Source organism: Streptomyces sp. Q6 (assembly GCF_036967205.1).
Classification (GTDB): Bacteria; Actinomycetota; Actinomycetes; order Streptomycetales; family Streptomycetaceae; genus Streptomyces; species Streptomyces citrinus.
On record NZ_CP146022.1, the window covers coordinates 5,905,794 to 5,932,575 of the forward strand.

General features: G+C 71.1%; 17 protein-coding genes. 6 read left to right on the forward strand and 11 right to left on the reverse strand.

The features are described 5' to 3' along the window. Positions 1-5: 5 nt before the first annotated feature. The 5 genes from glgB to V2W30_RS27595 all read right to left on the reverse strand — a co-directional run bounded on the left by glgB (position 6) and on the right by V2W30_RS27595 (position 9,703). Entirely contained in the window at positions 6-2,228 is a 2,223-nt protein-coding gene (glgB, locus tag V2W30_RS27575; RefSeq protein ID WP_338700688.1) for a 1,4-alpha-glucan branching enzyme, read from the reverse strand. A 137-nt stretch (positions 2,229-2,365) separates the two neighbouring features. Further along, positions 2,366-3,763: a maltokinase N-terminal cap-like domain-containing protein gene (locus V2W30_RS27580; RefSeq protein ID WP_338700690.1), complete on the reverse strand. Its 1,398-nt coding sequence runs from the start codon at positions 3,761-3,763 to the stop codon at positions 2,366-2,368. A gap of 299 nt (positions 3,764-4,062) precedes the next feature. After that, complete coding sequence (treS, locus tag V2W30_RS27585) at positions 4,063-5,763, reverse strand: maltose alpha-D-glucosyltransferase (protein ID WP_338700693.1); 1,701 nt, start codon at positions 5,761-5,763, stop codon at positions 4,063-4,065. A 42-nt stretch (positions 5,764-5,805) separates the two neighbouring features. Further along, positions 5,806-8,265 carry an alpha-1,4-glucan--maltose-1-phosphate maltosyltransferase gene (locus V2W30_RS27590; RefSeq protein ID WP_338700695.1) on the reverse strand — a complete coding sequence of 820 codons (2,460 nt, stop codon included), beginning with the start codon at positions 8,263-8,265 and terminating at the stop codon, positions 5,806-5,808. A gap of 220 nt (positions 8,266-8,485) precedes the next feature. Continuing rightward, positions 8,486-9,703 carry a S8 family peptidase gene (locus tag V2W30_RS27595; RefSeq protein ID WP_338700697.1) on the reverse strand — a complete coding sequence of 406 codons (1,218 nt, stop codon included), beginning with the start codon at positions 9,701-9,703 and terminating at the stop codon, positions 8,486-8,488. Positions 9,704-9,927: 224 nt separating this feature from the next. Here V2W30_RS27595 and V2W30_RS27600 point away from each other — a divergent pair, with 224 nt between their 5' ends. The 3 genes from V2W30_RS27600 (at position 9,928) to glgP (ending at position 14,009) form a co-directional block, all read left to right on the forward strand. Beyond that, positions 9,928-10,488 (forward strand): maltokinase N-terminal cap-like domain-containing protein, encoded by a 561-nt coding sequence (locus V2W30_RS27600; protein WP_338703781.1) that lies wholly within the window; start codon positions 9,928-9,930, stop codon positions 10,486-10,488. Positions 10,489-10,617: 129 nt separating this feature from the next. After that, on the forward strand, positions 10,618-11,145 hold the full coding sequence (locus V2W30_RS27605) for a hypothetical protein (protein WP_338700699.1): 528 nt from the start codon (positions 10,618-10,620) through the stop codon (positions 11,143-11,145). A 251-nt stretch (positions 11,146-11,396) separates the two neighbouring features. Beyond that, positions 11,397-14,009 (forward strand): alpha-glucan family phosphorylase, encoded by a 2,613-nt coding sequence (gene glgP, locus V2W30_RS27610; RefSeq protein WP_338700701.1) that lies wholly within the window; start codon positions 11,397-11,399, stop codon positions 14,007-14,009. 78 nt (positions 14,010-14,087) lie between these two features. On the opposite strand, the gene V2W30_RS27615 is transcribed toward glgP, so the two are convergent. The 4 genes from V2W30_RS27615 to V2W30_RS27630 form a co-directional block, all read right to left on the reverse strand. Beyond that, a complete protein-coding gene (locus tag V2W30_RS27615) occupies positions 14,088-15,653 on the reverse strand; it encodes a M4 family metallopeptidase (RefSeq protein ID WP_338700703.1) in 1,566 nt (521 codons plus the stop codon). 304 nt (positions 15,654-15,957) lie between these two features. Beyond that, the gene (locus V2W30_RS27620; RefSeq protein WP_338700705.1) at positions 15,958-17,604 is read right to left on the reverse strand and encodes a M4 family metallopeptidase; all 1,647 of its coding nucleotides are present in this window, start codon (positions 17,602-17,604) and stop codon (positions 15,958-15,960) included. A gap of 337 nt (positions 17,605-17,941) precedes the next feature. Then, entirely contained in the window at positions 17,942-20,035 is a 2,094-nt protein-coding gene (locus tag V2W30_RS27625) for a M4 family metallopeptidase (RefSeq protein WP_338700707.1), read from the reverse strand. 656 nt (positions 20,036-20,691) lie between these two features. Beyond that, positions 20,692-21,420, reverse strand: a complete 729-nt coding sequence (locus V2W30_RS27630) for a hypothetical protein (protein ID WP_338700708.1) — start codon at positions 21,418-21,420, stop codon at positions 20,692-20,694. Between the two features lie 55 nt (positions 21,421-21,475). Between V2W30_RS27630 and V2W30_RS27635 the strand changes: the two genes are divergently transcribed. From V2W30_RS27635 to V2W30_RS27645, 3 genes are all read left to right on the forward strand, one after another. After that, complete coding sequence (locus V2W30_RS27635) at positions 21,476-21,679, forward strand: hypothetical protein (RefSeq protein WP_338700709.1); 204 nt, start codon at positions 21,476-21,478, stop codon at positions 21,677-21,679. A gap of 87 nt (positions 21,680-21,766) precedes the next feature. Continuing rightward, entirely contained in the window at positions 21,767-22,327 is a 561-nt protein-coding gene (locus V2W30_RS27640) for an RNA polymerase sigma factor (protein WP_338700710.1), read from the forward strand. A 123-nt stretch (positions 22,328-22,450) separates the two neighbouring features. After that, a complete protein-coding gene (locus V2W30_RS27645) occupies positions 22,451-22,603 on the forward strand; it encodes a hypothetical protein (protein WP_338700711.1) in 153 nt (50 codons plus the stop codon). A 360-nt stretch (positions 22,604-22,963) separates the two neighbouring features. Here V2W30_RS27645 and V2W30_RS27650 read toward each other — a convergent pair whose 3' ends face one another. Next, on the reverse strand, positions 22,964-24,832 hold the full coding sequence (locus tag V2W30_RS27650; protein ID WP_338700714.1) for an ABC transporter ATP-binding protein: 1,869 nt from the start codon (positions 24,830-24,832) through the stop codon (positions 22,964-22,966). Beyond that, positions 24,829-26,694, reverse strand: coding sequence for an ABC transporter ATP-binding protein (locus tag V2W30_RS27655; RefSeq protein ID WP_338700716.1), 1,866 nt, complete (start codon positions 26,692-26,694; stop codon positions 24,829-24,831). The genes V2W30_RS27650 and V2W30_RS27655 overlap by 4 nt, the downstream gene beginning before the upstream one ends. Between the last annotated feature and the right edge of the window lie 88 nt (positions 26,695-26,782).

The window sequence follows — 26,782 nt, forward strand, 5'->3', positions numbered from 1 at the left end:
GCGCTCTACGGGCGGAGCCAGACCGTCGCCAGTGGGGGGAGTGTCAGTCGGATGCTGGTGGGGTGGCCGTGGGAGGGGGTGTCTTCGGGTTTGACGGGGTCGCGGTTGGTGATGTCGCTGCCGCCGTAGCGGGTGTGGTCGGTGTTGAGGGTTTCGTGCCAGGCGGGGACGGTGGGGGGGACGCCGAGACGGTAGTCGTGGCGGACGACGGGGGAGAAGTTGGCGACGGCGAGCAGGGGGGTGTCGTCGGTGGCGTGGCGCAGGAAGGCGAAGACGTTGTCTTCGACGGCGTCGCCGATGATCCAGGTGAAGCCGGCCGGGTCGGTGTCCTGTTCCCACAGGGCGGGGGTGTCGCGGTAGACGGTGTTGAGGTCGCGGGTGAGGTCGCGGATGCCGCGGTGGTCGGGTGCGGCGCTGTAGGCGAGGTCCAGGAGCCACCAGTCGGGGCCGTGGGCTTCGGACCATTCGGCGCCCTGGGCGAATTCCTGTCCCATGAACAGGAGTTGTTTGCCGGGGTGGGCCCACATGTAGGCGAGGTAGGCGCGGTGGGTGGCGCGTTGCTGCCACCAGTCGCCGGGCATTTTGGAGACGAGGGAGCGTTTGCCGTGGACGACTTCGTCGTGGGAGATGGGCAGGACGTAGTTCTCGCTGTAGGCGTAGACCATCGAGAAGGTCATCTCGTGGTGGTGGTATTTGCGGTGGACGGGTTCGTGGCTGACGTAGTCCAGGGTGTCGTGCATCCAGCCCATGTTCCATTTCAGGCCGAAGCCGAGGCCGCCGAAGCCCGTGGGGCCGGTGTGGTGGGTGGCGCGGGTGACGCCGTCCCAGGCGGTGGATTCCTCGGCGATGGTGACGACGCCGGGGACGCGGCGGTAGAGGGTGGCGTTCATTTCCTGGAGGAAGTCGACGGCGTCGAGGTTCTCGCGGCCGCCGTGCTGGTTGGGGGTCCACTGTCCTTCCTCGCGGGAGTAGTCGAGGTAGAGCATGGAGGCGACGGCGTCGACGCGCAGGCCGTCGATGTGGAACTCCTCGCACCAGTAGAGGGCGTTGGCGACGAGGAAGTTGCGGACTTCCTTGCGGCCGTAGTCGAATTCGAGGGTGCCCCAGTCGGGGTGGGCCGAGCGCAGGGGGTCCTCGTGTTCGTAGAGGGGTTTGCCGTCGAATTCGGCCAGTGCCCAGTCGTCGCGGGGGAAGTGGGCCGGGACCCAGTCCATGAGGACGCCGATGCCTGCTTGGTGCAGGGTGTCGATGAGGTGTTTGAAGTCGTCGGGGGTGCCCAGGCGGGCGGTGGGGGCGTAGAAGCCGGTGACCTGGTAGCCCCAGGATCCGCCGAAGGGGTGTTCCGCGACGGGCAGGAACTCGACATGGGTGAAGCCCAGATCGGCGATGTAGGCGGGGAGTTGCTCGGCGAGCTGGCGGTAGGTCAGTCCCGGGCGCCAGGACGCGAGGTGGACCTCGTAGACGGAGAACGGCGCCCGGTGCGCGGGACGGTCCCCGCGCCGCGCGAGCCACTCCGCATCCCCCCAGGCGTGGCGGCTGGTGTGGATGACCGAGGAGTTCGCCGGAGGGGTCTCCGTACGGGTCGCCATCGGGTCGGCGCGCATCGTCTTGCTGCCGTCCGGGCGGGTGATCTCGTACTTGTACAGCTCGCCCTCGCCGATGTCCGGCACGAACAGTTCCCAGATCCCCGTCGAGCCGAGCGAGCGCATGCTGTGGGCCGCGCCGTCCCAGAAGTTGAAGCTGCCGACGACCCGGACGCCGCGGGCGTTCGGCGCCCAGACGGTGAAGCGGGTGCCCCGGACTCCCTGGTGCTCCATGGGGCGGGCGCCCAGCGCCGTCCAGAGCTGCTCGTGCCGGCCCTCGCCGATCAGATGCAGGTCGAGGTCGCCGAGGGAGGGCAGCAGGGCGTACGCGTCCGCGACGGTCTGGGTCGTGTCCTCGTAGGCGATCTCCAGGCTGTACTCGGCCGGGACCTCGCGGAGCTGGAGCAGCGCGGAGAAGAAGCCGTCCCCGTCGTCGTGCAGGTGGGCGTGCAGGCCCTGCGGGGTGCGGACGGCGACGCCCTTGACGTAGGGCCGCCAGGCGCGGAAGGCCACCCCGCCGTGGGTCGGGTGGGCGCCGAGCACTCCGTGCGGATCGTGGTGGGTGGCCGCCAGCAGCCGGTTGCGGTCGGCCTCCGGGACAGGGGCGGGGGTGACGGTCGGGGTGGTGGTCGGGCGGCGGGTCACGGGGTGGGCCTCCTCGGGTGGCCTTCGCGTCTGCCGGGTGGTCGTCGCGTGGGCGCGTGCGGGGTTCGTCGTGGCGGGGCGCGGGCGGATCCGTACCTCGATGCGGTCTCGCGCCCCTGCAGCGCGCACGTCGTGCGCTATCCGTCCTTCGCCAGCCTCTCCAGCGCCGCCATCGGCACCGGGAGCCAGTCAGGCCGGTGGCGGGCCTCGTACAGGGCCTCGTAGATCGCCTTGTCCGTCTCGTAGGCGCGCAGGAGGACCGGGTCGGTGCGGGGGTCCCAGCCGGAGGCGTCCGCGTAGCCGGTGCAGTAGGCGGCACGGCAGGCGTCCGACCAGGCCGGGTTCCAGGGGCGGTGCGAGCGGGCGGCGTAGTCGAAGGAGCGGAGCATGCCGGCGATGTCGCGGTGCGGCGGGTGCGGCATGCGGCGTTCGGCGAGCGGGCGGGACGGTTCGCCCTCGAAGTCGATCAGCTGCCAGCCGTCGGCCGGGTCGTAGAGGCACTGCCCGAGGTGCAGGTCGCCGTGGACGCGCTGGGCCTTCCAGTTGCGGCCCCCGGCGGCGAGGTCGGCGAGGGCGTCGAAGGCGGTGGTCAGGGCGGGGACGTAGGGGAGCAGCGCGGGGACCTGATGGGCGGTCGTCTCCAGGCGCCGGGCCATGGCCTCGGCGAGCTGCTCGGTGTGGGCGCGGGTGTACGTGACCGTGGGCAGGGCGCGCGCGAGGGCGGTGTGCACCTCGGCGGTGGCGCGGCCCAACTCGCGTGCCAGGGGAATGAATTCCTGCTGGTTGGTGAGGTGCTTGAGGGCCAGTTCCCAACCGTCGGCGGCGGACTTGAGGTAGGGCTGGAGCAGGCCGAGGGTGGTCGTGCCGCCGGGGGCCGTGGCATCGCCCGTCTCGTACCAGGCGACGGGGGCGGGGACGCGGTGGCAGCCCTCGCGGGCCAGGGCGAGGGGGAGTTCGAGGTCGGGGTTGACGCCGGGCAGGACCCGGCGGAACACCTTGGCGATCAGCTGGTCCCCGTACACGACCGAGGAGTTGGACTGTTCCGCCTGGAGGGGGCGCGGGACCAGGCCGCGCGGCACCTCGCCGTGCGGGCCGCGGTGGAAGCGGAGGGCGCCGAGCGCCCCGGGTATGCGGAGGCGTTCGAGGAGCACGGCGGCCTGCCCCGGGTCCTGGAGCGCCTCGTACGCGGTGCGGCCGGCCAGGGGGCCCTGCGTGATGTGGCCGATCACGGTCGGGGCGAGGTGCGGGGCGAGGGCGTCGGTGGTGCCGATGAGGAGCTGGTAGCAGTCGCCGGGGCCCTCGTCGGCCGGTGGCTGATGGGCGCGCACCAGGAGGTGCAACAGGGCGGCTCCCGGCCGGAGTTGGGTGAGGGAGTCGAGGGTGAAGCCGGTGACCGGGCGCCCCTTGCCGGCGAACCAGCGCTGCCGCGGCAGCCATTCGCGCAGCAACGGGTCCAGTGAGGTGAGCAGTTCGGGGTCCTCCACCGCCTGAGGGGCAGCGGCGGGGACGACAGGGCGTGCTGCGGCTTCCGACATGGCGTCGCGTCCTTTCCCCGGGAGCGCGGCGAACGGTGCGAGCGGGACCCGGGTGCCGAGATGCTGTCCAGAGGTGGGGACGTGCCGAGTGCGGGGGTCCGTGGCCCGGGGCGGGCCCCATGAGGCGCCTGCCCCGCACGGTATTGGGGGAGAGTGCCCAGGGTGAGGGGACGGAAACCGGGAACGGGGGCTTTTCGGGCGGTCCGCGCCCGTGCTTCCCGGGGTAGGGGGCGGCACGGGCGCGTCGGCCCTCGGGCGGATCCCGGTCGGATCCCGCTCAGGTCCTGGTCAGGTCCCGGTCAGATTCCGTCCTTTCGCAGGCGGAACCAGTAGAAGCCGTGTCCGGCGAGGGTGAGCAGGTACGGCAGTTCGCCGATGGCCGGGAAGCGCACTCCGCCGATCAGCTCGACCGGGTGCCGGCCGTTGAAGGCCTGGAGGTCGAGTTCCGTGGGCTGGGCGAACCGGGAGAAGTTGTGCACGCACAGCACCAGGTCGTCCTTGTACTCACGCAGGAACGCGATCACCGCCGGGTTCGACGACGGCAGCTCGGTGTACGAGCCGAGACCGAACGCCGGGTTCTGCTTACGGATCTCGATCATCCGCCGCGTCCAGTGCAGCAGCGACGACGGGGACGACATCGAGGCCTCGACGTTGGTCACCTGGTAGCCGTAGACCGGGTCCATGATCGTGGGCAGGAACAGCCGCCCCGGATCGCACGAGGAGAAGCCCGCGTTGCGGTCGGGCGTCCACTGCATCGGAGTGCGCACCGCGTCCCGGTCGCCCAGCCAGATGTTGTCGCCCATGCCGATCTCGTCGCCGTAGTAGAGGATCGGCGAGCCGGGCAGCGACAGCAGCAGCGCCGTGAACAGCTCGATCTGGTTGCGGTCGTTGTCCAGCAGCGGGGCCAGACGCCGCCGGATACCGATGTTGGCGCGCATCCGCGGATCCTTGGCGTACTCCGCGTACATGTAGTCGCGTTCCTCGTCGGTGACCATCTCCAGCGTCAGCTCGTCGTGGTTGCGCAGGAAGATGCCCCACTGGCAGCCGGACGGGATCGCCGGGGTCTTCGCCAGGATCTCCGAGACCGGGTACCGCGACTCGCGGCGCACCGCCATGAAGATGCGTGGCATGACGGGGAAGTGGAACGCCATGTGGCACTCGTCGCCGCCCGAGGGGAAGTCGCCGAAGTAGTCGACGACGTCCTCGGGCCACTGGTTGGCCTCGGCGAGGATCACCACGTCCGGGTACTGCGCGTCGATCTCCTTGCGCACCCGTTTGAGGAACTCGTGCGTGGCGGGCAGGTTCTCGCAGTTGGTGCCCTCCTCCGCGTACAGGTAGGGGACCGCGTCCAGGCGGAACCCGTCGATGCCCAGGTCGAGCCAGAACCGCAGGGCCGCCAGGATCTCCTCCTGGACCGCCGGGTTCTCGTAGTTGAGGTCCGGCTGGTGGGAGAAGAAGCGGTGCCAGAAGTACTGCTTGCGGACCGGGTCGAAGGTCCAGTTCGACGCCTCGGTGTCGACGAAGATGATCCGGGCGTCCTGGTACTGCTTGTCGTCGTCGGCCCAGACGTAGTAGTCGCCGTAGGGGCCGTCCGGGTCCGAGCGGGACTCCTTGAACCACTCGTGCTGATCGCTCGTGTGGTTCATCACGAAGTCGATGATGACGCGCATGCCGCGTTGGTGGGCGGCGTCCACGAACTCCACGAAGTCGGCCAGATCACCGAACTCGGGGAGTACCGAGGTGTAGTCCGAGACGTCGTAACCGCCGTCCCTCAGAGGGGACTTGAAGAACGGTGGCAGCCAGAGGCAGTCGACGCCGAGCCACTGGAGGTAGTCCAGTTTCGCGGTGATGCCCTTGAGGTCGCCGACGCCGTCGCCGTTGCTGTCCTGGAAGGACCGGACGAGCACCTCGTAGAAGACGGCGCGCTTGAACCAATCAGGGTCCCGGTCCTTGGCAGGGGTGTCCTCGAAGGTGTCCGGGACGGGCTCATTCATGATCATGGTGTGGGTGACCCTCCGAAATCCCTTGCTCTGCCAGAGAATTCATCGCGGTGTGGACGGTCGCAGGACGGTGAGGATGTGCGCGGGCGTACGGCCCGGTTCGAGGCGCACATAGTTCGCTCTGCCCCAGTGGTAGGTGTCGCCGGTGAGTTCGTCCCGCACCGGCACGGACTCGTGCCAGCCGAGTCCGAGTTGCGGCATGTCCAACGAGACCGTGGCTTCCTGGGTGTGGTGCGGGTCGAGGTTCACGACCACCAGAACCGTGTTCGAGCCCTCCCGCTTCGAGTACACGATCACCTCGTCCTTGTCGGCGTGGTGGAAGTGCACCGGGCGCAGGGCACGCAGCGCAGGGCTGCGCCGGCGGACGTCGTTGAGCGCGGTCAGCAGCGGGGCGATCGTGCGGCCCTCCCGCTCGGCCGACTCCCAGTCCCGGGGCCGTAGTTCGTACTTCTCCGAGTGCAGATACTCCTCGCTACCGGCCCGTAGCGGAGTGTTTTCGCACAGTTCGTAGCCGCTGTAGACACCCCACGACGGCGACAGCGTCGCGGCCAGCACCGCCCGCAGCTCGAACGCGGGACGCCCACCCCGCTGGAGGAACTCATGCAGGATGTCCGGCGTGTTGACGAAGAAGTTCGGCCGCATGTAAGAGGCCGCCTCCCCGCTCAACTCCTCCACGTACTCGGTCAGTTCCTGCTTCGAATTACGCCACGTGAAGTACGTGTACGACTGCTGGAAACCGATCTGCGCGAGAGTGTGCATCATCGCGGGACGCGTGAACGCCTCGGCCAGGAAAATCACATCCGGATCACTCCGGTTGATGTCCGCGATCACCTCCTCCCAGAACACGACCGGCTTCGTGTGCGGATTGTCCACCCGGAAGATCCGCACCCCGTGCGCCATCCAGTGCCGCAGCACCCGCGTCGTCTCCGCCACCAGCCCCGGCAGATCACCGTCGAACGCCAGAGGATAGATGTCCTGGTACTTCTTCGGCGGATTCTCCGCGTACGCGATCGTCCCGTCCGCCCGGTGGTGGAACCACTCCGGATGCTTGTGCACCCACGGATGATCCGGCGAGCACTGGAGCGCGAAATCGAGCGCCACCTCCAGCCCCAGCTCACCCGCCCGCGCCACGAAGGTGTCGAAGTCCTCCAGCGTGCCCAGATCCGGATGGACCGCGTCGTGCCCGCCCTCGTGCGAACCGATCGCCCACGGCACCCCCACATCGTCCGGGCCGGGCGAAAGACTGTTGTCCGGCCCCTTACGGAACGTCGTCCCGATCGGATGCACCGGCGGCAGATAGACGACATCGAAACCCATCGCCGCGATAGCCGGAAGCCGCTCCGCCGCCGTCGCGAACGTACCGCTCACCGGCGGCTTCCCCGGCTCCACGACCGCACCCTCCGACCGCGGGAAGAACTCGTACCAGGACCCGTACAACGCCCGCTCCCGCTCCACCAGAAGCGGCAACTCGTCGGAGGACGTGATCAGTTCGCGCAGCGGATACCGGGAGAGGGTCGCGTCGACGTCCGGGGTGAGCGCCGCCGCGAGCCGGGCGGCCGGGGCGCGGTCGGGATCGCGGAGCGCGGCGGCTGCTTGCAGAACCGTTTCACGCAGCTCTTCCGGCACGCCGGCGGCAGCGCGTTCGTGCAGCGACGCGCCTTCTTCCAGGACGAGTTCGGTGTCGATGCCCGCCGGTATCTTGATCTGCGCGGTGTGCCGCCAGGTCGACACCGGGTCGCTCCACGCCTCGACGTGGAAGTGCCAGGTCCCGGTCGCGTCGGCGGCGACCTCGGCGCCCCAGCGGTCCGTGCCCGGGGCGAGCTCCCGCATCGGGGCCCAGGGGGCCGTGCGGCCGTCCGGGCCGCGCAGCACCACGTTCGCGGCGACGGCGTCGTGCCCCTCGCGGAACACGGTGGCCGTGACCGGGAACGTCTCGCCGACGACGGCCTTGGCGGGGCGCCGGGCGTGGTCGATCACCGGTCGGACGTCACGGATGGGGATGCGGCCGATGGTGGGGCCGGGTGGTGGTGCGGCGGCCTTGGCGGCCAGGGCGTTCTGGGTCTGCTGGGTTTGGTGGACCTGCTGGGTCTGTTGGGCCTGTTGGGCCTGTTGGACCTTTTGGGTCTGGCGGGACTTCGGGGCCGTCGAGGTCTTCGCGGCGGCGGTCCTTTTGCGGGGGATGCTGTCGGCGGCCTTGGCCGGGACCTTCTTCGTTGCCTTGGCCGGGACCTTCTTCGTGGTCTTGGCCGGGGCCTTCTTGGTGGCCTTCGCGGCCGCCTTCGTGGCTGATGCCGTGGCGGCCTGTGTCGTGGCCTTCTTGAGGGCTTTCTCGGGGGCCTTCGGGGAGGCCTTCGGAGGTGCCTTCTCGGGAGCCGCCGGCGATGCCGACCGCGTCGGGGGTACCGACGCTGCCGACGGCGCCGTCGGCTCTGGTGGCGTGGCGGGATCGGACGGGTTGGGCCCCGGTTCGCGGGGCGACGACGAAGGGTGTGGTGCGGGCATGACCGCTCCTGTCCGCGGAGGATTCGGGGGTTGCGGAGGCGCTGCGGAATCGGGGTGCTGCGAGAGGGGTCCTGCGATGGTTTCGTGGGGCGTACCGGGGGAGCCTTCCACGCTCGTCCGGCGGGCAATCCGGTGCTTTGTTAACTACTCGCGCGTAAGCACACACACAAGACCGGCCCCGCTCGGAGAGACGGGACCGGCCCATGAACTCACCTTCTCCTCAGGGGTTGTTGACCTGGAGCAACTTGTTGGGCGAGCCGAGCCCGGCGCCGGTCACCCTGCCCGGAACCGCCCGGCCGACGAGCGCCTTGCCCACGTCCGCCGGCGTGGCCCCCGCGTGATCGGCGAGATACAGCGCGGCCGCGCCCGCGGCGTGCGGCGACGCCATGGACGTACCGGAGAAGGTGGCCTTCCCGGTGTCGCTCGCGTACGACGCGGACGTGATGTCCACTCCGGGCGCGAACAGGTCCAGACGGGTACCCCAGTTCGAGAAGCTCGCACGTGCGTCCTTCCGGTCGGTGGCGCCGACCGTGATCGCCTCCCGGACCCGGGCGGGCGAGTACAGGTCGGCGGGGAGCCCGTCGTTGCCCGCCGCCACCGTGTACGTGACGCCGGACGCGATCGAGTTCCGTACGGCCGCGTCGAGTTGGGCGTTGGCGTAGCCGCCCAGGCTCAGGTTGGCCACCGCCGGCTTCTCCGCGTGCTTGGTCACCCAGTCGATGCCCGCGATGACCTGGGCCGTGGTGCCGGAGCCCTCGTCGTCGAGGACCCGGACGCCGACGACGTGCGCCTGCTTGGCCACGCCGTAGCTCGCGCCCGCGACGGTTCCGGCCACGTGCGTGCCGTGGCCGTTGCCGTCCTGGGCGACCGCGTCGTTCTCGACGAAGTCCCAGCCGCTGGACGCCCGCCCGCCGAAGTCCTGATGGGTGGTGCGGATGCCGGTGTCGATGACGTAGACCGTCACCCCGGCGCCCGCGGACTCGGGCCAGGTGTAGGACGCGTCGAGCGGCAGGTCGTTCTGGTCGATCCGGTCGAGCCCCCAGGAGGGCGGGTTCTTCTGGTTGTGGTCGAAGGCGACCTCGGAGTCCTGGACGACGGAGGCGACGTCCGGGTCGGCCGCGAGCCGCTTGGCCCGTGCCTCGTTGACCTTCACCGCGTACCCGTTGAGCGCCTTGCTATAGGTGTGGCGTATTTTCGCCCCGTACTTCTCGGCGAGGTCCTTGCCCGCCTCGGACGGGGCCCTCGTTCCCCCCCTCAACGTCACGATGTAGCTGCCTGCCACGGCGCCGGGTTCTCCGGCGCCGAGTATCCGTCCCTGTGCGGGAGCGGCCTGAGCGGGCAGCGTGATGGCCGAAATCGCTGCGGTCGTGGCGAGTGCGGTGAGCCCTCCGGCCCAGCGGGCCCGCCGCTTCCGCGTCACTGGCACGGTCACTGCCATGGATGAGTTCCCCTCCTCAACTCGGCGCGATATCACGCCAGTTGGCAGCCTCCCCTGTGGTGTGAACTGTCACAAGGGCGTACGAGGGGGCGGAATCGGCCATATCGCCCGTGGAGGTGGGGTAAAGGTTGCGGAAGGTTGCGGCGGAATCCGGCCGAGTCGGCGACGTGCCCGGCGGGCGGAACCACCTGGCCTCCGGCGCCGCCGTCGCCGAGGATGGCGGCATGGCGATCATCCACTACACCACGCTCAAGCCCACCAAGCTGGAACTCCTCACCGACTGGCTCCCGAAGCAGCCCTGGTACCAGGGCTCCGGAACGCCGGAGTTGGCCAAGGCCGGCGGTTTCCGGCTCGACGATCCGGCGGGGGAGGTGGGGATGGAGTTCATGGCCGTGACCGATTCCTCGGGTCCCGACCCGGTGACGTACCACGTGCCGATGACCTATCGGGCCGCCCCGCTCCCCGACGCGCCCGACGACGCGCTCGTCGGCACCCTCGTGCACGGGGTGCTCGGCGACCGCTGGGTCTACGACGGGACGCGGGACCCGGTCCTGGTCGCCCAGGTGACCGCGCTGCTCAAGGGGGAGGTGGCCGCGCACGCGCAGAGCGTGGACGGCGCCCTCGACCCGACCGTACGGGCCGAGGCCCACGGGGACGACGTGCGGCCCGAGTTCGTACGTGTCCTGGAGGCCGGTGAGCCGGCGCCCGGATCGGCCGGCGGGGTCAGCGCCGAGTGGGACGGAGGGCGGGTCCGTGGGGTTTTCGTGACGGTTCGCGCGGAGTGACGGGTTCCGGGCGTTGCGGTGTGGTCCGTACCGAACGGATCTGACATCGTGGGCGGGCCGCCGGTGACGTGAGAGCGGCATGTTCCGCACGGGAAGTCCGGCAACGGACCTACAGGGGGAGACGTTTCGATGAGAGCGACACGACGACTCGCGGGCCTGGTCACGGGAGCGGCACTCGCCGTGGGCGCCCTGCTCGGCACGGCGGCCGTCCCGGCCCAGGCGTACAGCCCGAACCCCACGGTGAGCGCCTACTACCGCGACACCGACGGCTGCCCGTGCAGCGGCGGCACGCTCACCGACCCGTTCGACGGCACGAGCTTCGCGTACGACGCGGGCGGCTACGCCGTGAAGCTGGAGCTGAACCAGGGCGGTTCGTTCGTCGGCAAGGTCGAGTTCCACCCGAACGACGAGAAGCTGTGGGTGTACGACACGAAGAACGACGGCGACACCTTCTACGTGCAGATCTCGTACACGTCGGGCGGCACCACGCACAACCTCGGCACGGTCACCGCCCCCGGCACGGACGCCGTCATGGACTACGTCGTCAAGGACTACGACATCCCCGAGGGCGCGTACGTGGACATCTCCGTGTACGACGACGCGGCGCTCGGTGACTACATCGGCGGGGCGCGCGGCGCGGCCGGAGCCATCGCCTGACGCGTGGCACGGGGGGCAGGGTGCGCCGGGAGCCTGACAGGACACCGCTGAACTCCTCTTCGGCGGAGTGGAGTTGACCGTCCCAGGCCCTCGGCGCGCACCGTGCTCCCCGTGCGCGCCGTGGCCCACGGACCCCCGGCCCACTACCGTCGGGGGGTGACGACAGGGCCGTACGACGACGTACGCCCACGGAACAGCACCGACCGACCGCCGACACTCCCCGCTGTCCGCGCGAAAGGGGAACCGGATCCGTGAAGGCCATCCGTCGATTCATCGTCCGCCCGGTCCTGCCCGAACCACTCGCCCCGCTCCACGAACTCGCCCGCAATCTGCGCTGGTCCTGGCACGCGGGCACCCGTGATCTCTTCGCCGCCGTCGACCCCGCGCGCTGGGCCGCGTCCGACGGCGACCCGATGCGGCTGCTCGGCAGCGTGCCGACCGCCCGTCTCGCCGAACTCGCCACCGACGAAGCGTTCCTCGCCCGGCTCAGCGAGGTCGCCGACGATCTGCGCGGCTACCTCCACGACGACCGCTGGTACCAGGCGCGGAGCGCCGAACTCCCGGCCGCCATCGCCTACTTCTCGCCCGAGTTCGGCGTCACGGCCGCGCTGCCGCAGTACTCCGGCGGCCTCGGCATCCTCGCCGGCGACCACCTCAAGGCGGCCAGCGACCTCGGAGTGCCGCTCATCGGCGTAGGACTGCTCTACCGGCACGGCTACTTCCGGCAGTCGCTGTCCCGGGACGGATGGCAGCAGGAGACCTATCCCGTCACCGACCCGAACGAGCTGCCCCTCACGCTGCTGCGGGAGCCCGACGGCACGCCCGCGCACGTCTCGCTCGCCCTGCCCGGCGGGCGGCGGCTGCTCGCCCGCGTCTGGCTGGCGCGGGTCGGCCGGGTGCCGCTGCTCATGCTGGACTCGGACGTCGAGGAGAACGACGTCCACGAACGCGAGGTGACCGACCGGCTGTACGGCGGCGGCAGCGAGCACCGGCTGCTCCAGGAGATGCTGCTCGGGATAGGCGGCGTGCGCGCCGTGCGCACGTACTGCCGGATCGCCGGCCACCCCGGCCCCGAGGTCTTCCACACCAACGAGGGGCACGCGGGATTCCTCGGCGTCGAGCGGATCGCCGAACTCGCCCACGAGGGGCTGGACTTCGACACGGCGCTGGAAGCCGTGCGGGCCGGCACCGTCTTCACCACCCATACGCCCGTCCCGGCCGGCATCGACCGCTTCGACCGAGAACTCGTCGCCCGGCACTTCGGCTCCGACGCCGAACTCCCGGGACTGGACGTCCAGCGGATCCTGGGCCTCGGCATGGAGACGTACCAGGGCGGCGACCCGAACGTCTTCAACATGGCGGTGATGGGACTCAGACTGGCGCAGCGCGCCAACGGCGTCTCCACGCTCCACGGCGCGGTCAGCCGGGGGATGTTCGCGGGCCTGTGGCCCGGGTTCGACGCCGAGGAGGTGCCCATCACCTCCGTCACGAACGGCGTGCACGCGCCGACCTGGGTCGCCCCCGAGGTGTTCCGGCTCGGCGCCCGCCAGATCGGCGAACGGCGCACCGAGGACGCCCTGTCGGTCGGCGGCTCGGACCGCTGGGACGCCGTCGGCGACATCGCCGACCAGGACATCTGGGAGCTACGGCGGGCCCTGCGCGGCCAGTTGGTGACGGAGGTCCGTGCCCGCCTCGCCGCGTCCTGGCGCCAGCGCGGTGCCGGCGCCGCCGAACTCGGCTGGGTGGACGGCGTGCTGGACCCGGACGTCCTCACGATCGGCTTCGCGCGCCGCGTCCCCTCGTACAAGCGGCTCACGCTGATGCTGCGCGACCCGGACCGGCTGATGCGGCTGCTCCTCGACGAGGACCGGCCGGTCCAGATCGTCGTCGCGGGCAAGGCGCACCCGGCGGACGACGGCGGCAAACGCCTCGTCCAGGAACTGGTCCGCTTCACGGACGACCCGCGCGTGCGCCACCGCATCGTCTTCCTGCCCGACTACGGCATGGCGATGGCGCAGAAGCTCTACCCCGGCTGCGACATCTGGCTCAACAACCCGCTCAGGCCGCTGGAGGCCTGCGGCACGAGCGGCATGAAGGCGGCCCTCAACGGCTGCCTCAACCTCTCCGTCCTCGACGGCTGGTGGGACGAGTGGTTCGAGCCCGACTTCGGCTGGGCGATCCCCACGGCCGACGGCACGGCCACCGACGAACACCGCCGCGACGACCTGGAGGCCGCAGCGCTCTACGACCTCCTGGAGCGCCGGGTCGCCCCCCGCTTCTACGAACGCGGACCGGAGGGCCTGCCCGACCGCTGGATCGAGATGGTCCGCCAGACCCTGACCCACCTCGGCCCGAAGGTCCTCGCCGGCCGCATGGTCCGCGAGTACGTCGAGCAGCTCTACGCCCCCGCGGCGCGCGCCGACCGGGCCATGACGGCGGACGCGGCACGGGAGCTCGCGTCGTGGAAGCACCGGATACGGGAGGCCTGGCCGCGCGTCGCGGTCGACCACGTCGAGGCGGCGACGACCGCCGCGGAACTCGGCGCGACGCTCGCCCTCCATGTCCGCGTCGCCCTGGGCGATCTGGCCCCCGACGACGTCGAGGTCCAGGCCGTCGCGGGCCGCGTCGACGGCGAGGACCGCATCGCGGACGGCGTCACGGTCCCGCTGAAACCGGTCGCCGGCCCGGACCCCGAGGGCCGCTGGTCCTACGAGGGCCCCCTCTCCCTGGACCGCACGGGCCCCTACGGCTACACGGTCCGCATCCTCCCGACCCACCGACTCCTCGCGTCCCCCGCGGAGACCGGCCTGGTGACGGTGCCTTCGGAGGAGGTGAGTGAGGGGGGTGGGGTGTTGATGCGGTGACCCCGGCCGGGGTCCGCACACGAAGGCCGGACGGCGATCTCGCTCCGCCGTCCGGCCACCACGACCCCGCGGACGGCGCTACTTGACGTTCACGCCCGCCCAGGCCGCCGCCACGGCCTTGTACTCCGTCGAGTCCGCCCCGTACAGGTCGGAGGCCGCGCTCAGTGTGCCGGTGCGGGCCTTCGCGTAGTCGGTGTTCGACGTGAAGTACGTGGTGAGCGCCTTGAACCAGATCTGTTCGGCCTTGTCGCGGCCGATGCCGGTGACCGTGGAGCCGTCCGACGTCGGGGAGTCGTAGTCGACGCCGTTGATGGTCTTGGCGCCGCTGCCCTCGCTGAGCAGGTAGAAGAAGTGGTTCGCGATGCCCGACGAGTAGTGGACGTCGACGTTGCCCGCGCCCGTCTTCCAGGCGTCGAGCGACGAGCCGTCCTTGCTCGGCTTGTCCATGTAGCGCAGCGGGGAGCCGTCGCCGTTGATGTCGATCTTCTCGCCGATGAGGTAGTCACCGACGTCCGAGGCGTTCTTCGCGTAGAACTCGACCGACGTGCCGAAGATGTCGGAGGTCGCCTCGTTCAGACCGCCGGACTCGCCGCTGTAGATCAGGCCGGCGGTCGCGGCGGTGACGCCGTGGCTCATCTCGTGCGCGGCCACGTCGATCGACGTGAGCGGCTTGGCGTCGCCCTCGCCGTCCCCGTACGTCATGCAGAAGCAGCTGTCGTCCCAGAAGGCGTTGACGTACGCGTTGCCGTAGTGGACGCGGGAGTAGGCGCCCTTGCCGTCGCCGTTGATGCCGCTGCGGCCGTGCACGCTCTTGTAGTAGTCCCAGGTGACCTGGGCGCCGTAGGCGGCGTCGACACCGGCCGTCGCCGCGTCGTTCGTCGTCCCGTCGCCCCACTTGTCGTCCGCGTCGGTGAAGAGCGTGCCCTTGCCGGACGAGCCGTGCTTGAGGTCGTACGTGGAGTGGCCGCCGCGCGTCGCGTCCGTCAGCGAGAAGGACGAGCCCGAGCCGCTCGTGCCGATCTCCACGCCGCCGCTGTACTGGGACTCGCCCGTGCCGGTGTGGATCGCGTCGTACGCGTGGATCTCCTGGCCGGTCGCCGCGTCCGTGATGACGTGCAGCTTGCTCGGGGTGCCGTCCTTCCGGGTGCCGGTGACGACCTTCTCGTAGGCGAGTCTCGGCGTGCCGCTCGCCGCCCAGACGACCTTGCGGGCGCCGGACGGGGCCGCCTTGAGGGTGACGCCGGTGGTGGCGACGTCGATCGACTTCGACGTCGCGCGGGTCACGCCCGCGTGCTCGCCCGCCTTCGTCTCGTGGACGACGAGGTCGCCGCCGAGTACCGGGAGGCCGTCGTACGTGCGCTCGTAGCGGGTGTGCGTCGTGCCGTCGCGGTCCTTGACGACGTCACGGACGACGAGCTTCTCCTGGGAGTCGAGCTTCAACTCCCGTGCCGTCGCTGCCGACTTGGCGCTGGCGTCCTTGAGCAGGTCCGCGCGGGCCGAGGCGCTCAGGGCCAGTGGGGTGGCCGAGGGTGCGGACGGATCGGCGGAGGCGCCGGTCGCCGTGAAGGCGGTGGAGAGGAGCGCGCCGGCGGCAACGGCCGTGGCGATGGACAGAGTTGTCCTACGGGATATGTGGGGGGTCACGCGAAAGCTCCTTGTGAGGATGTGGGGGGTGAGCTTTGCCGTGCGGGTGGTGCGGGTGGTGCGGGTTGTGCCGTTCGTACGGCCGTACGGGTCGTGCGGTGCATGTGGGGTATGCGAGTCGTACGGGCTGTACGGGTCGTACGGGGTGTGCGGGAAAACTGTGGCAGTTGAGGGGCGTACATGTCATGTACGCGATCAGAGGTTGGCTGGAATTCGTCCGTTGAGCGAAAACTGACGCACGCAATGCGGACAGGGCGCCCGGATCGCTCCGGACGCCCTGTCGCCTGCCGTCAGAGGAATGCTGCTAGTTGACGTTCACGGCGCTCCACGCCGCCGCCACCGCCGCGTACTCCGTCGACGAGGACCCGTACAGGGCCGACGCCGCGCTCAGCGTCGCAGTGCGGGCGCCCGCGTACTTCGTCGTCGACGTCATGTACGTGGTCAGCGCCTTGTACCAGATCTGGACGGCCTTGGCGCGACCGATGCCGGTGACCGTCGAGCCGTTGGAGGTGGGGGAGTTGTAGCTGACCCCGTTGATGGTCTTGGCGCCGCTGCCCTCGCTGAGCAGGTAGAAGAAGTGGTTCGCCGGGCCCGACGAGTAGTGCACGTCGAGGTTGCCGAGCGAGGACGACCAGTAGTTGGCCGAGGCGCCGTCCTTGCTGGGCTGGTCCATGTAGCGCAGCGGCGAGCCGTCGCCGTTGATGTCGATCTCCTCGCCGATGAGGTAGTCACCGACGTCGGAGGAGTTGGCCGCGTAGAACTCGACGGCCGTGCCGAAGATGTCCGAGGTCGCCTCGTTCAGGCCGCCGGACTCGCCGGAGTAGGTGAGGCCCGCCGTGTTCGAGGTGACGCCGTGCGTCATCTCGTGGCCCGCCACGTCGAGCGAGGTCAGCGGGTTGACGTTGCCCTCGCCGTCGCCGTACGTCATGCAGAAGCAGGTGTCGGACCAGAAGGCGTTGACGTACTGGTTGCCGTAGTGGACGCGGCTGTACGCGCCGACGCCGTTGTTCTTGATGCCGCTGCGGCCGAAGGTGGCCTTGTAGAAGTCCCAGGTCTTCTGCGCGCCGTACGCGGCGTCGACGGCCGCCGTCTGGTCGGCGGTCGAGCTGGACGCCGTGCCCGTGCCCCACGTGTCGTCGGCGTCCGTGAAGAGGGTGCCGGTCGAGGACGTGGTGGTGTGCGACTTGTTGTACGTCTTGTGGCCACCGCGGGTCGTGTCGTAGAGCTGGTACGTCGACCCGGACAGGTAGGTGCTCAGGCTGACGGTGCCCGAGTACAGGCTCTTGCCGGTGCCCGTCTCGATGCCCTGGTACTCGTACAGCTTCTCGCCGGTGGCCGCGTCGGTGATGACGTGCAGCTCGTTGGGGGTGCCGTCGTCCTGGAGACCGCCGACCACCGTCTCGTACGCGAGGGTCGGCGTGCCGGACGCCGCCCAGATCACCTTGCGGGCGCTGTCCGCCTCGGTCTTCGCCGAGCCGTCGGCGCGGGCGGCGGAGACCGCCTGCTTCTCGGCCGCCGCCTTGGTCACGGCGGGGGACAGGTCCGAGACGGCGATGTCCGCCTTCGTGGCCTTCGTGACGGACTTCGTGGCGCCGGACGCGGCGGTGTGGACGACCAGGTCGCCGCCGAGCACCGGGAGTCCGGCGTAGGTGCGCTCGTAGCGGGTGTGCGTCGTGCCGTCGGCGTCCTTGACGATGTCTCTGACCTTCAGCTCCTCCTTCGCGCCGAGGCCTATGCGCTCCGCGGTGGTGTCCGCCGCCGCGTCGGCCTTCTTGATGAGGGCGGTGCGGGCGGTGGGGGAGAGCTGGATCTGGGCGCCGCCGGACGGGGTCGCCGAGGCCGTGGGCGTGGCCGAGGCGCCGGTGGTGATGCCGGTCGCGAGCAGGGCGCCGGCCGCGAGGGCGGTGGCGATGGCGAGGGTGGTGCGGTGTTGACGCGCGTAGACAGCCACGCGAACTCCTTCGGTGGGGCTCCCGGGAAACGTGGGGTCTCCGGGAGAGTCGGGAGGATCGGGTGAATCAGGTACTGATGCGCCGTGCGGGGGTGGCGTGCTGTGCGAGGGAAGCGTGGCAGGTGCGACGCGAACATGTCATCAACGCATCGAGAGGTTGGCCGGAATTCAACCGCCGAGCGATGATCGCTGTACGGATTGCGAACACAGCCGGTTCATGGCCTGTTCATGGGCGCGTCACGGTTGAGCGCACGAACAGGCGCGCCGCACCGGGGAGTTGAACCTCCGGTGCGACGCGCCCAGCTGTGTGCGGCGGTGCTTACGGGAACATCCGGGTTTACGGGAACGTCAGCTTGAAGCTGTTGATGTAGCCCGTGTCCTGCGCGCCGAGGTCCTGGACCTTCAGCTTCCAGGTGCCGTTCGCGGTCTCCGCCGAGGCGTTGACCGTGTACGTGGTCTGGATGTTGGGCGTCGGGTCGTAGACCGACGAGTGCAGTCGGTACGTCCGTCCGCTCGGCCCGACCAGGTCGACCTGGAGGTCACCGCTCCACGTGTGCACGATGTCGACGCCGACCTTCAGCGTGGACGGCGCGCTGCCGGTCACGCCGGAGACGGTGACGGACGAGGTGACCGCCGCCCCGGGGTAGTCCGGGATGTTGACGTTCGTGTCGTTGGTGAACGTCTTGCCGGTGCCCGGGTCGGTGCCGCCGGACCGGGCGCCCACGTTGATCGCGGCGAACGCGTCCTGGACGGCCTTGTACTCGGCGGACGTCGTCCCGTACAGCTCACCGGCCGCGGCCAGCGCGCCGGTGCGGGCACCCGCGTAGTTGGTCGTCGACGTGAACTTCGTGGTCAGCGCCTTGAACCAGATCAGCGCCGCCTTGTCGCGGCCTATGCCGGTGACCGGAAGACCGTCGCTGGTCGGCGAGTTGTAGGTGACGCCGTTGATCGTCTTCGTGCCGCTGCCCTCGCTGAGCAGGTAGAAGAAGTGGTTCGCCGGGCCCGACGAGTAGTGCACGTCGATCGAGCCGATGCCCGAGTACCAGCTGTCCTTCGACGCGCCGTCCTTGCTCGGCTTGTCCTGGTAGCGCAGCGGGGTGCCGTTGCCGTTGATGTCGATCTTCTCGCCGATGAGGTAGTCACCGACGTCGGACGAGTTGTTGGCGTAGAACTCGACGGTCGACGCGAAGATGTCGGAGGTCGCCTCGTTCAACCCGCCGGACTCGCCGGAGTAGTTGAGGCCGGCGGTGTTCGAGGTGACGCCGTGGGTCATCTCGTGCGCGGCCACGTCGATCGACGTCAGCGGGTGCGTGTTGCTGGTGCCGTCGCCGTACGTCATGCAGAAGCAGCTGTCGTCCCAGAACGCGTTGACGTACGCGTTCCCGTAGTGCACCCGGCTGTACGCGCCGACGCCGTCGCCGCGGATACCGGACCTGCCCTGCACGTTCTTGTAGTAGTCCCAGGTCAGCGCGGCGCCGTAGTGCGCGTCGGCGGCGGCCGTCTCGGTGTTGCTCGCGCTGCCGTTGCCCCACACGTCGTCGGAGCCGGAGTAGAGCGTGCCCGTCCCGGACGTCGCGCGGTTCAGGTTGTACGTCTTGTGGGCGCCGCGCGCGGTGTCGTTGAGCGTGTACGACGATCCGGACAGCGCGGTGCCGAGGGTGACGGTGCCGCTGTACTGGGTGTTGCCGGTGCCGTTCTCGATGCCCTGCCACTCGTGGAGCTTCTTGCCGGTGGCGGCGTCGGTGATGACGTGCAGCTCGTTGGGGGTGCCGTCGTCCTGGAGACCGCCGACCACCGTCTCGTACGCGAGCGTGGGCTGTCCCTTGGTCGCGCCCTGCCCCAGCCACACGACCTTGCGCGGCGCGCGGTCGGCCTCGGTCTTCTTCGAACCGTCGGCCTGCGCCAGCTTCAGCGCCTGCGCCTCCGCGGTCGCGGGCTTCACGTCGGCCGTCGTGTCGACGCCCTTCAGCTCGGCCTTCGACGCCTTGGTGACACCCTGCTCGGCACCCGACTTGGCGGCGTCCACGATCAGGTCGCCGCCGAGGACGGGCAGTCCGTCGTAGGTCCGCTCGTAGCGGGTGTGGGTGGTCCCGTCCCGGTCCTGAAGCACGTCGCGCACGACGAGCTTCTCCTTGGCGCCGAGGCCGAGTTCCTTCGCGGTCTCGGTCTTCGCCTTGGTGGTGTTGGCGGCACGCAGCAGCTCGGCGCGCTTGGCCGGGGAGAGCTTCACGGGCAGGGCGCCCGGGTCGGCACCGCGGGCGGCGCTCGTCGTGGCCTGCGCGGCCGGGCTCGCGTCGCGGGCCTCGGCGGCCGTGGCCGGTCCGGACTGGACGGCGACCGCGAGCAGGGCGGCGACGGCGCCGGCGGCAGCGGCCGCGGTGGCGCGGCGTCGGCGGGGGGAAGGTCTGTGGGAGGTAGAGGTGCTGGTCAACGCTTGACTCCTTCTGCGTGGCCGCTTGGGTGGGCGGCCAGTGGGGAAAGGGCGGCGGGTGGCCGTCCGGGCAGAACGCAGTGCAGGCGGTGCGGGTGGTGCGGGTGGTGCAGGTGGGGCAAGTGGAACGGGCGGTGCGCGTGGAGCGGGTGGCGCTGGTGACACGGATGGTGCTGCTGACGCGCGGCGGGGCACCCCCACGCTGTGGGTCGGCTGTGCTCCGGCTGTCGGTCGTGGGGAAGAGTGGCAGCAGAGAGCGCCGTCTGTCAGGAGCGCATCAAGAGGTTGGCCGGAAACAGTTCGGTGCGCGGGGAGTCGTGTTCGATATGCGGGGCGCGGTCCTGGTGACCTGCGCGGGGGCGCCGCGGGGCCCGGCTGACCGCGCCCACCTCGGGGGACGCGGCCGGGCGCGGCCCCGCCGCGGTGTCCGGAACGGGTGGGTCCGCAGGGGCTGAGGGGGCAGGACGTGCACGTGGGGACAGGGGGCCGTGGCCGGTCGGAGGGGGCGACCGTGGCTGCTTTTGGCCGTTGCCCTCAGCCGCGCCTACTTGTCCTTGGTTGTTCCTGGTTGTTGCTGGTTGTGCTCGCTTGTCCTCGGTCGGTCCCGGGGGTCCATGGACGGGCTTGGCCGGTGCCGTGGGGTCCGCACCCCTCGGTCACTTCTCGCGCGGGTCGATCCACAACGCCTCTCCCGCGGCGCACAGTTCACCGTCCGCGTCGGCGACGGCCATCCCGTACGCGTGCTTGCGGCCCGACTCCTCACGCACCCACGCGTACACGACATGCGGTACGCCCGCGCGGACCGGGCGCGGCAGCGTCGCCGTGAGCGAGGCCGTCATCGCGCCGACCCGCTGCGAACCGAGCAGCCGGCCCGCCCAGTTGCCTGGACAGTCCAGGGCACCCCATACGATCTCCGGCGCCATCGTGCCGTCCGGGCCCGCGTGCACCGCGTCCGGCGTCCAGTCGCAGGCCACGATGTCCCTCCGGCCCTCGACGGTTCCGCAGTGCATCCGCAGTCCGGTCCGCGCGGTGCGGCCGAGACCGCAGCCGAAGCAGTCCGTGCCGGGGTCCGCAGGGGCGCCGTCCCGCAGCGCCCGCGCCGCGCGGGTCGCCTCCGTGAGGGTCGGCGGGGCGGGCGGGGCGGTGTCGGCGAGACCGTCAGCGGGGGTGGCGACGGCCAGAACACGCCCGTCGGCGTGCCTCAACTCGACCCCTCCACCGTCGAGTTCGGCCCGTACGACGGGCGTCTCCACGGGTACGGGACCACGGAAGTCGACCCGTACGACCTTGCTCGCGACGCCGGCCGCGAGCCGTCCGGCGACGTAGCCGCCGAAGGCGATGAGGTCGTATCCCTGGTAGAGCTCCGGCACGGTGAACTGGTCCATGGGCCTTATGTGATCACCTTTCCGCGCGGACGTGAATCCTGGTGTGAATCCTGATGTGGAACTCGACACGGATCCCGACACGGATCCCGACACGGATCTCGACACGGATCCCGACACGGATCTCGACACGGATCTCGACACGGATCTCGACACGGATCTCGGCATGGATCCCGACGTGAATCCTTTTGTGGCCGTCGCGCCTCTCCTATGGGTGCGGGCGACCACGTCCGCCGCCCATGCCATCGGGAGGACCCCATGACCACCACCGTCGTCATCGCCGTCGCGGCCGTCGCGCTGCTGGTGTGCGCGTGCGCCGTCACGCTGCGGCGCCGCCGGAGCCGTCGGCGTGGCTGATCGCACCTGGCCCGGCGCGACGCTGGTCGCCGCGGCGCAACGCGGCGACGTCGAGGCGCTCACCGCGCTGGTGTACGGCTCGTTCCCGCACGTGCACCGGTTCGCGCACTCGCTGTGCGCCACGCCGCAGGACGCCGAGGACGCGGCGCAGGAAGCGCTGATCATCCTGTATCGCAGGATCGGCATGCTGCGGGCGTCCGGGGCGCTGGCGTCGTGGATGTTCCGGATCGTGCGCAACGAGTGCCTGCGGCGGACGCGCGCGCTGCTCGACACGTCGCCGGGCCGGGCCGACGCGCCCGCCGGTCTCGTGCGTTCCGCCGAGGAGGACGCCCTGTCGCGCCTGGAGGCGGACCGGGTCGTGGCCGCCGTCGCCGCCCTGCCCGACGACCAGCGGCAGGTCCTGGTCCTGCGGGACATCCAGGGCCTGCCCGGCCGCACCGTGGCCGACCGGCTCGGCCTGAGCACCGCGGCCATGAAGTCCCGCCTGCACCGGGCCCGTTCGGCCGTGCGCGACGAACTGGCCACGACGAGGGGAACCGACGATGACATCTGACCCGGCCGTGCCGACGCCGAAGCGCGGCGGCTTCGCGAGCAGCACCGTCCCGCGCCATCTGGCCCGCGGCGCCGTCGGCTTCGGCGCGCTCGCGGGCTCCTGGCGCTGCTGCCGGTCGTCGGCGTGGCGAGCCTGCTCCTCGCCCCGCTCGGCCTGTTCGCGCTGCGCGGCTGCCCGATGTGCTGGGTGATCGGCCTCGCGGAAACCGTCTCGGCGGGCCGCCTGCGCCGCTCGTGCGCGGAGGGGTCCTGCGAGTTGATCCGGGTGCGGGGGTAGGGGGCGGGGTTCCGGGCGGGCCGGTGCCGGGTGCCGGGAGCAGGGAGCAGGGAGTCGGGTGCCGGGAGTCGGGTGCCGGGGTGCGGTGGCGCCACCGCACCCCGGCACCCGGCTGGCGGGCTCCGGCGCCGGATGGGCCCGGCGATGGTCCGGCTTCGGCCCGGTCTCCGCTCCGAGCCGTCCCCGGGACCGGGCCGTCCCCGGGACCGGGCCGTCCCCGGGACCGGGCCGTCCCCGGGACAGGTCCGTTCCCGCTACCGAGCCGTCCCCGGGGACGGGCTGTTCCCGCTACCGAGCCGTCCCCGGGGACGAACCGTCCCCGCTGCCGAGCCGTCCCCGGGGCACGCCGGGCCCCACCCCTCACCCCACCAGACTCTCCCGCCAAGCCCGATGCAGCCCCGCGAACACCCCCGTCCCGCCGATGAGTTCCGCCGGGGAGCCGTCCTCGACGATGCGGCCGCCCTCCATCACCAGGACCCGGTCCGCGATCTCCACCGTCGAGAGGCGGTGCGCGATGACCACGGCCGTGCGGCCGTGCAGGACCGTGCGCATCGCCCGCTGGACCGCCCGCTCGCCCGGGATGTCCAGGGAGCTGGTCGCCTCGTCCAGGATCAGGACCGCCGGGTCCGCGAGGAGCGCCCGTGCGAACGCCACCAACTGACGCTGGCCCGCCGAGATCCGCCCGCCGCGCTTGCGCACATCCGTGTCGTAGCCGTCGGGCAGCGCCGTGATGAAGTCGTGGGCGCCGATCGCCTTCGCGGCCCGCTCGATCTCCTCGCGGCTCGCCTCGGGACGCCCGATCGCGATGTTCTCGGCGACCGTCCCGGAGAACAGGAACGCCTCCTGCGTCACCATCACCACCCCGCGCCGCAGCTCGGCGTTGGACAGCTCGCGCAGGTCGACCCCGTCGAGCAGGACCCGCCCGTGCGAGGGGTCGTAGAAGCGCGCGAGGAGCTTGGCGAGGGTCGACTTGCCCGCGCCCGTCGACCCGACCACCGCCACCGTCTGGCCGGCCGGGAACGTCAGGTCGAAGCGCGGCAGCACCTCGCCGCCGGTGCGGTAGCCGAACGAGACGTCCGCGAACTCGACCTCGCGGCCCGGCCGCCCGTCCCGCACCGCGGGCAGCTCGCGCGGCGACACCGGCTCCGGCACCGACGGCGTCTGGTCGAGCAGCCCCGCGATCTTCTTCAGCGACGCGGCCGCGGACTCGTACGAGTTGAGGAACATCGCGAGCCGGTCGATCGGGTCGTACAGGCGCCGGATGAAGAGCACCGCCGCCGCCAGCACACCCAGCTCCAGCGTGCCGCCCGCGACCCGGTACGCGCCCCACAGGACCATCCCGGCGACCGCCGTGTTGGCGATGAGCCGGGAGCCGACCACGTAGCGCGCCATCTCCAGCAGGGCGTTCCCGTTGGCGCGTTCGTGGCGGTGGTTCAGCTCGCCGAAGTGCGCGTCGTTGGCGTCCTCCCGGCGGAACGCGCGCACCGGCCGGATGCCGTTCATCGTCTCCACGAACTTCACGATGACCGCCGCGATCGCCGACGACCGCTCCCCGTAGGCGCGTGCGGCCCGCCGCCGGTACAGCCGGATCAGGACGTACAGCGGGGCGAACGACAGCGCGGCGACGGACCCGATCCCCAGGTCGAGCCAGAGCAGCATCGCCGTGATGTAGACCGAGGCGAGGATGACGTTGACCAGTTCCTGCAAGCCCTCGCTGAGCAGTTCGCGCAGCGCCTCCACGTCCGTCGTCGCCCGGGAGATCACCCGGCCCGACGTGTACCGGTCGTGGAAGTCGACGCTGAGCGCCTGCGCGTGCCGGAAGATCCGGCCGCGCAGATCGAGCAGCACGTTCTGGCTGACGCGCGCCGACAGCTGGATGTACGCGTACTGGAAGGCCGCCGAGCCGCACGCCGTCAGCAGGAACCCGACGCCGACCGCGACCAGCGGCCCGTAGGAGTGGTCGCGGAACGCGGGCACCGCGCTGTCGATGGCGTACGCGACGATCAGCGGCCCGGACTGCACGGCCGCCTGCTGCACCAGCAGCGCGAGCACCGTGAGGAGCACGCCGCGCCGGTGCGGCGCGAGGAGCGAGCGCAGCAGTGCGCTCGTCGCGCCCTTCGGCGTGGGCAGGTCGTCCCGGTCGAACGGGTCGCCGGGGGAGGGCACCCGGACGTCCTCGGCCTCTTCCGGCTCGGTCTTCTGAAGGTTCGTGCCGGCCGTCGTCGTCATGCCTGTGCCGCCTTTCCCGCCTGCCGCGCCGACTCCACCGGTTCCTCGGCTTCCTCGGCGGCTCCCGACATCAGATACCGGTACTCCGCGTTCGTCCGCAGCAGCTCGTGGTGCGTGCCCACCGCCGCGATCCGCCCCTCGGACAGCAGCGCGACCCGGTCCGCGAGCAGCACCGTGGACGGCCGGTGCGCGACCACGAGCGCGGTGCTGTCGGCGAGGACGCGGCGCAGCGCCGCCTCCACCGCGGCCTCCGTGTGCACGTCGAGCGCGGACAGCGGGTCGTCCAGGATCAGGAAGCGCGGACCGCCCACCACGGAACGGGCGAGCGCGAGCCGCTGCCGCTGGCCGCCCGACAGGCTCAGGCCCTGCTCGCCGACCTCCGTGTCGACACCGTCCGGCAGTCGCCGTACGAAGTCGGCCTGCGCGACACCGAGCGCCCGCTCCAACTGCTCCGCGCCCGCGTCCGGAGCGCCCATCAGCACGTTCTCCGCGACGGACGCCGAGAACAGCGTCGGCTCCTCGAAGGCCACCGAGACGAGCGTGCGCAGCTCCTCGCGCGGCATCGCGGCGATGTCCCGCCCGTCGAGCGTGATCCGCCCGGCCGTGAGGTCGTACAGCCGCGGCACCAGCGCGGTCAGTGTCGTCTTGCCGCTGCCGGTCGCGCCGACCAGCGCCATCGTCTCGCCGGACCTGATGTGCAGATCGACATGGCGCAGCGTCGGCACGGCGTCCTCGGCCGCGTCCGGGTAGCGGAACGCGACCCCCTCGAACCGGAGCCCGCCGTCGGCGGGCGCACCGCTCGCGCCGGACAGGACGGACGGGTCCTCCTCCTCGGCGTCCATCACCTCGAAGTACCGCCGTGTCGCCGTCGCCGCCTCCTGGCTCATCGCGAGCAGGAAGCCGATCGACTCGATGGGCCAGCGCAGCGCGAGCGCCGTCGACAGGAACGCGACGAGCGTGCCCGCCGAGAGCGAGCCGTCCGCGACCTGCACCGTCCCGATGACCAGGGCCGCGCCGAGCGCCACCTCCGGCAGCAGCGTGATGACCGCCAGGATCCCGGCGAGCAGCCGCGCCTTGGTCAGCTCGGTGCCCCGCACGGTCCGCGACAGGTCGCGGAACGCCCGCGCCTGCGCGCGGTGCCGGCCGAACCCCTTGATGATGCGGATGCCGAGCACCGACTCCTCGACGACCGTCGTCAGATCGCCGACCTGGTCCTGCGCGCGCCGCGACGCCGCCGCGTACCCGTGCTCGAACCGGTAGCAGACGGCGATCAGCGGCACCGCCGGAGCGAGCAGCACGAGCCCGAGCCCCCAGTCCTGCACGACGAGCAGCGCCAGACCGGCCGCGATCGTCACCCCGTTGACGATGAGGAAGGTCAGCGGAAAGGCGAGAAACATCCGGACGACCATGAGGTCCGTCGTCGCGCGCGACAGGAGCTGCCCCGACGCCCACCGGTCGTGGAAGCCGACCGGCAGCCGCTGGAGATGCCGGTACAGGTCGGCCCGCATCGCCGCCTCGACCCCGGCGAGCGGCCGCGCCACCAGCCATCGCCGCAGCCCGAACAGCAGCGCCTCCGCCACACCGAGCGCCAGCAGCACCCCGGCGCCGGCCCACACCCCGCCCGGGTCCCGGTGGGTCACCGGGCCGTCCACGATCCACTTCAGGACCAGCGGGAAGACCAGCGCGAGGCACGAGGCGACCACGGCCACCGCCGCGGCGCCCGCCCAGCGCGCCCGCACGGGACGCACGTACGGCCACAGCCGCAGCAGCGAGCGCACGGCCGACTGCCGTACGGGCGCCGCCGATTGCGGTGTCTCGTCGCTCCGGTCCAGATCCGTGGTCGCTGCATGTGTAGTCGTCATCAGTGGCGAGACTACGGTTCGCCACTGACATCGCCCACTGGGTTTCGGACGCCGTCCGGCCCCGCGCACACGCGCCCGGAGGTCGTAC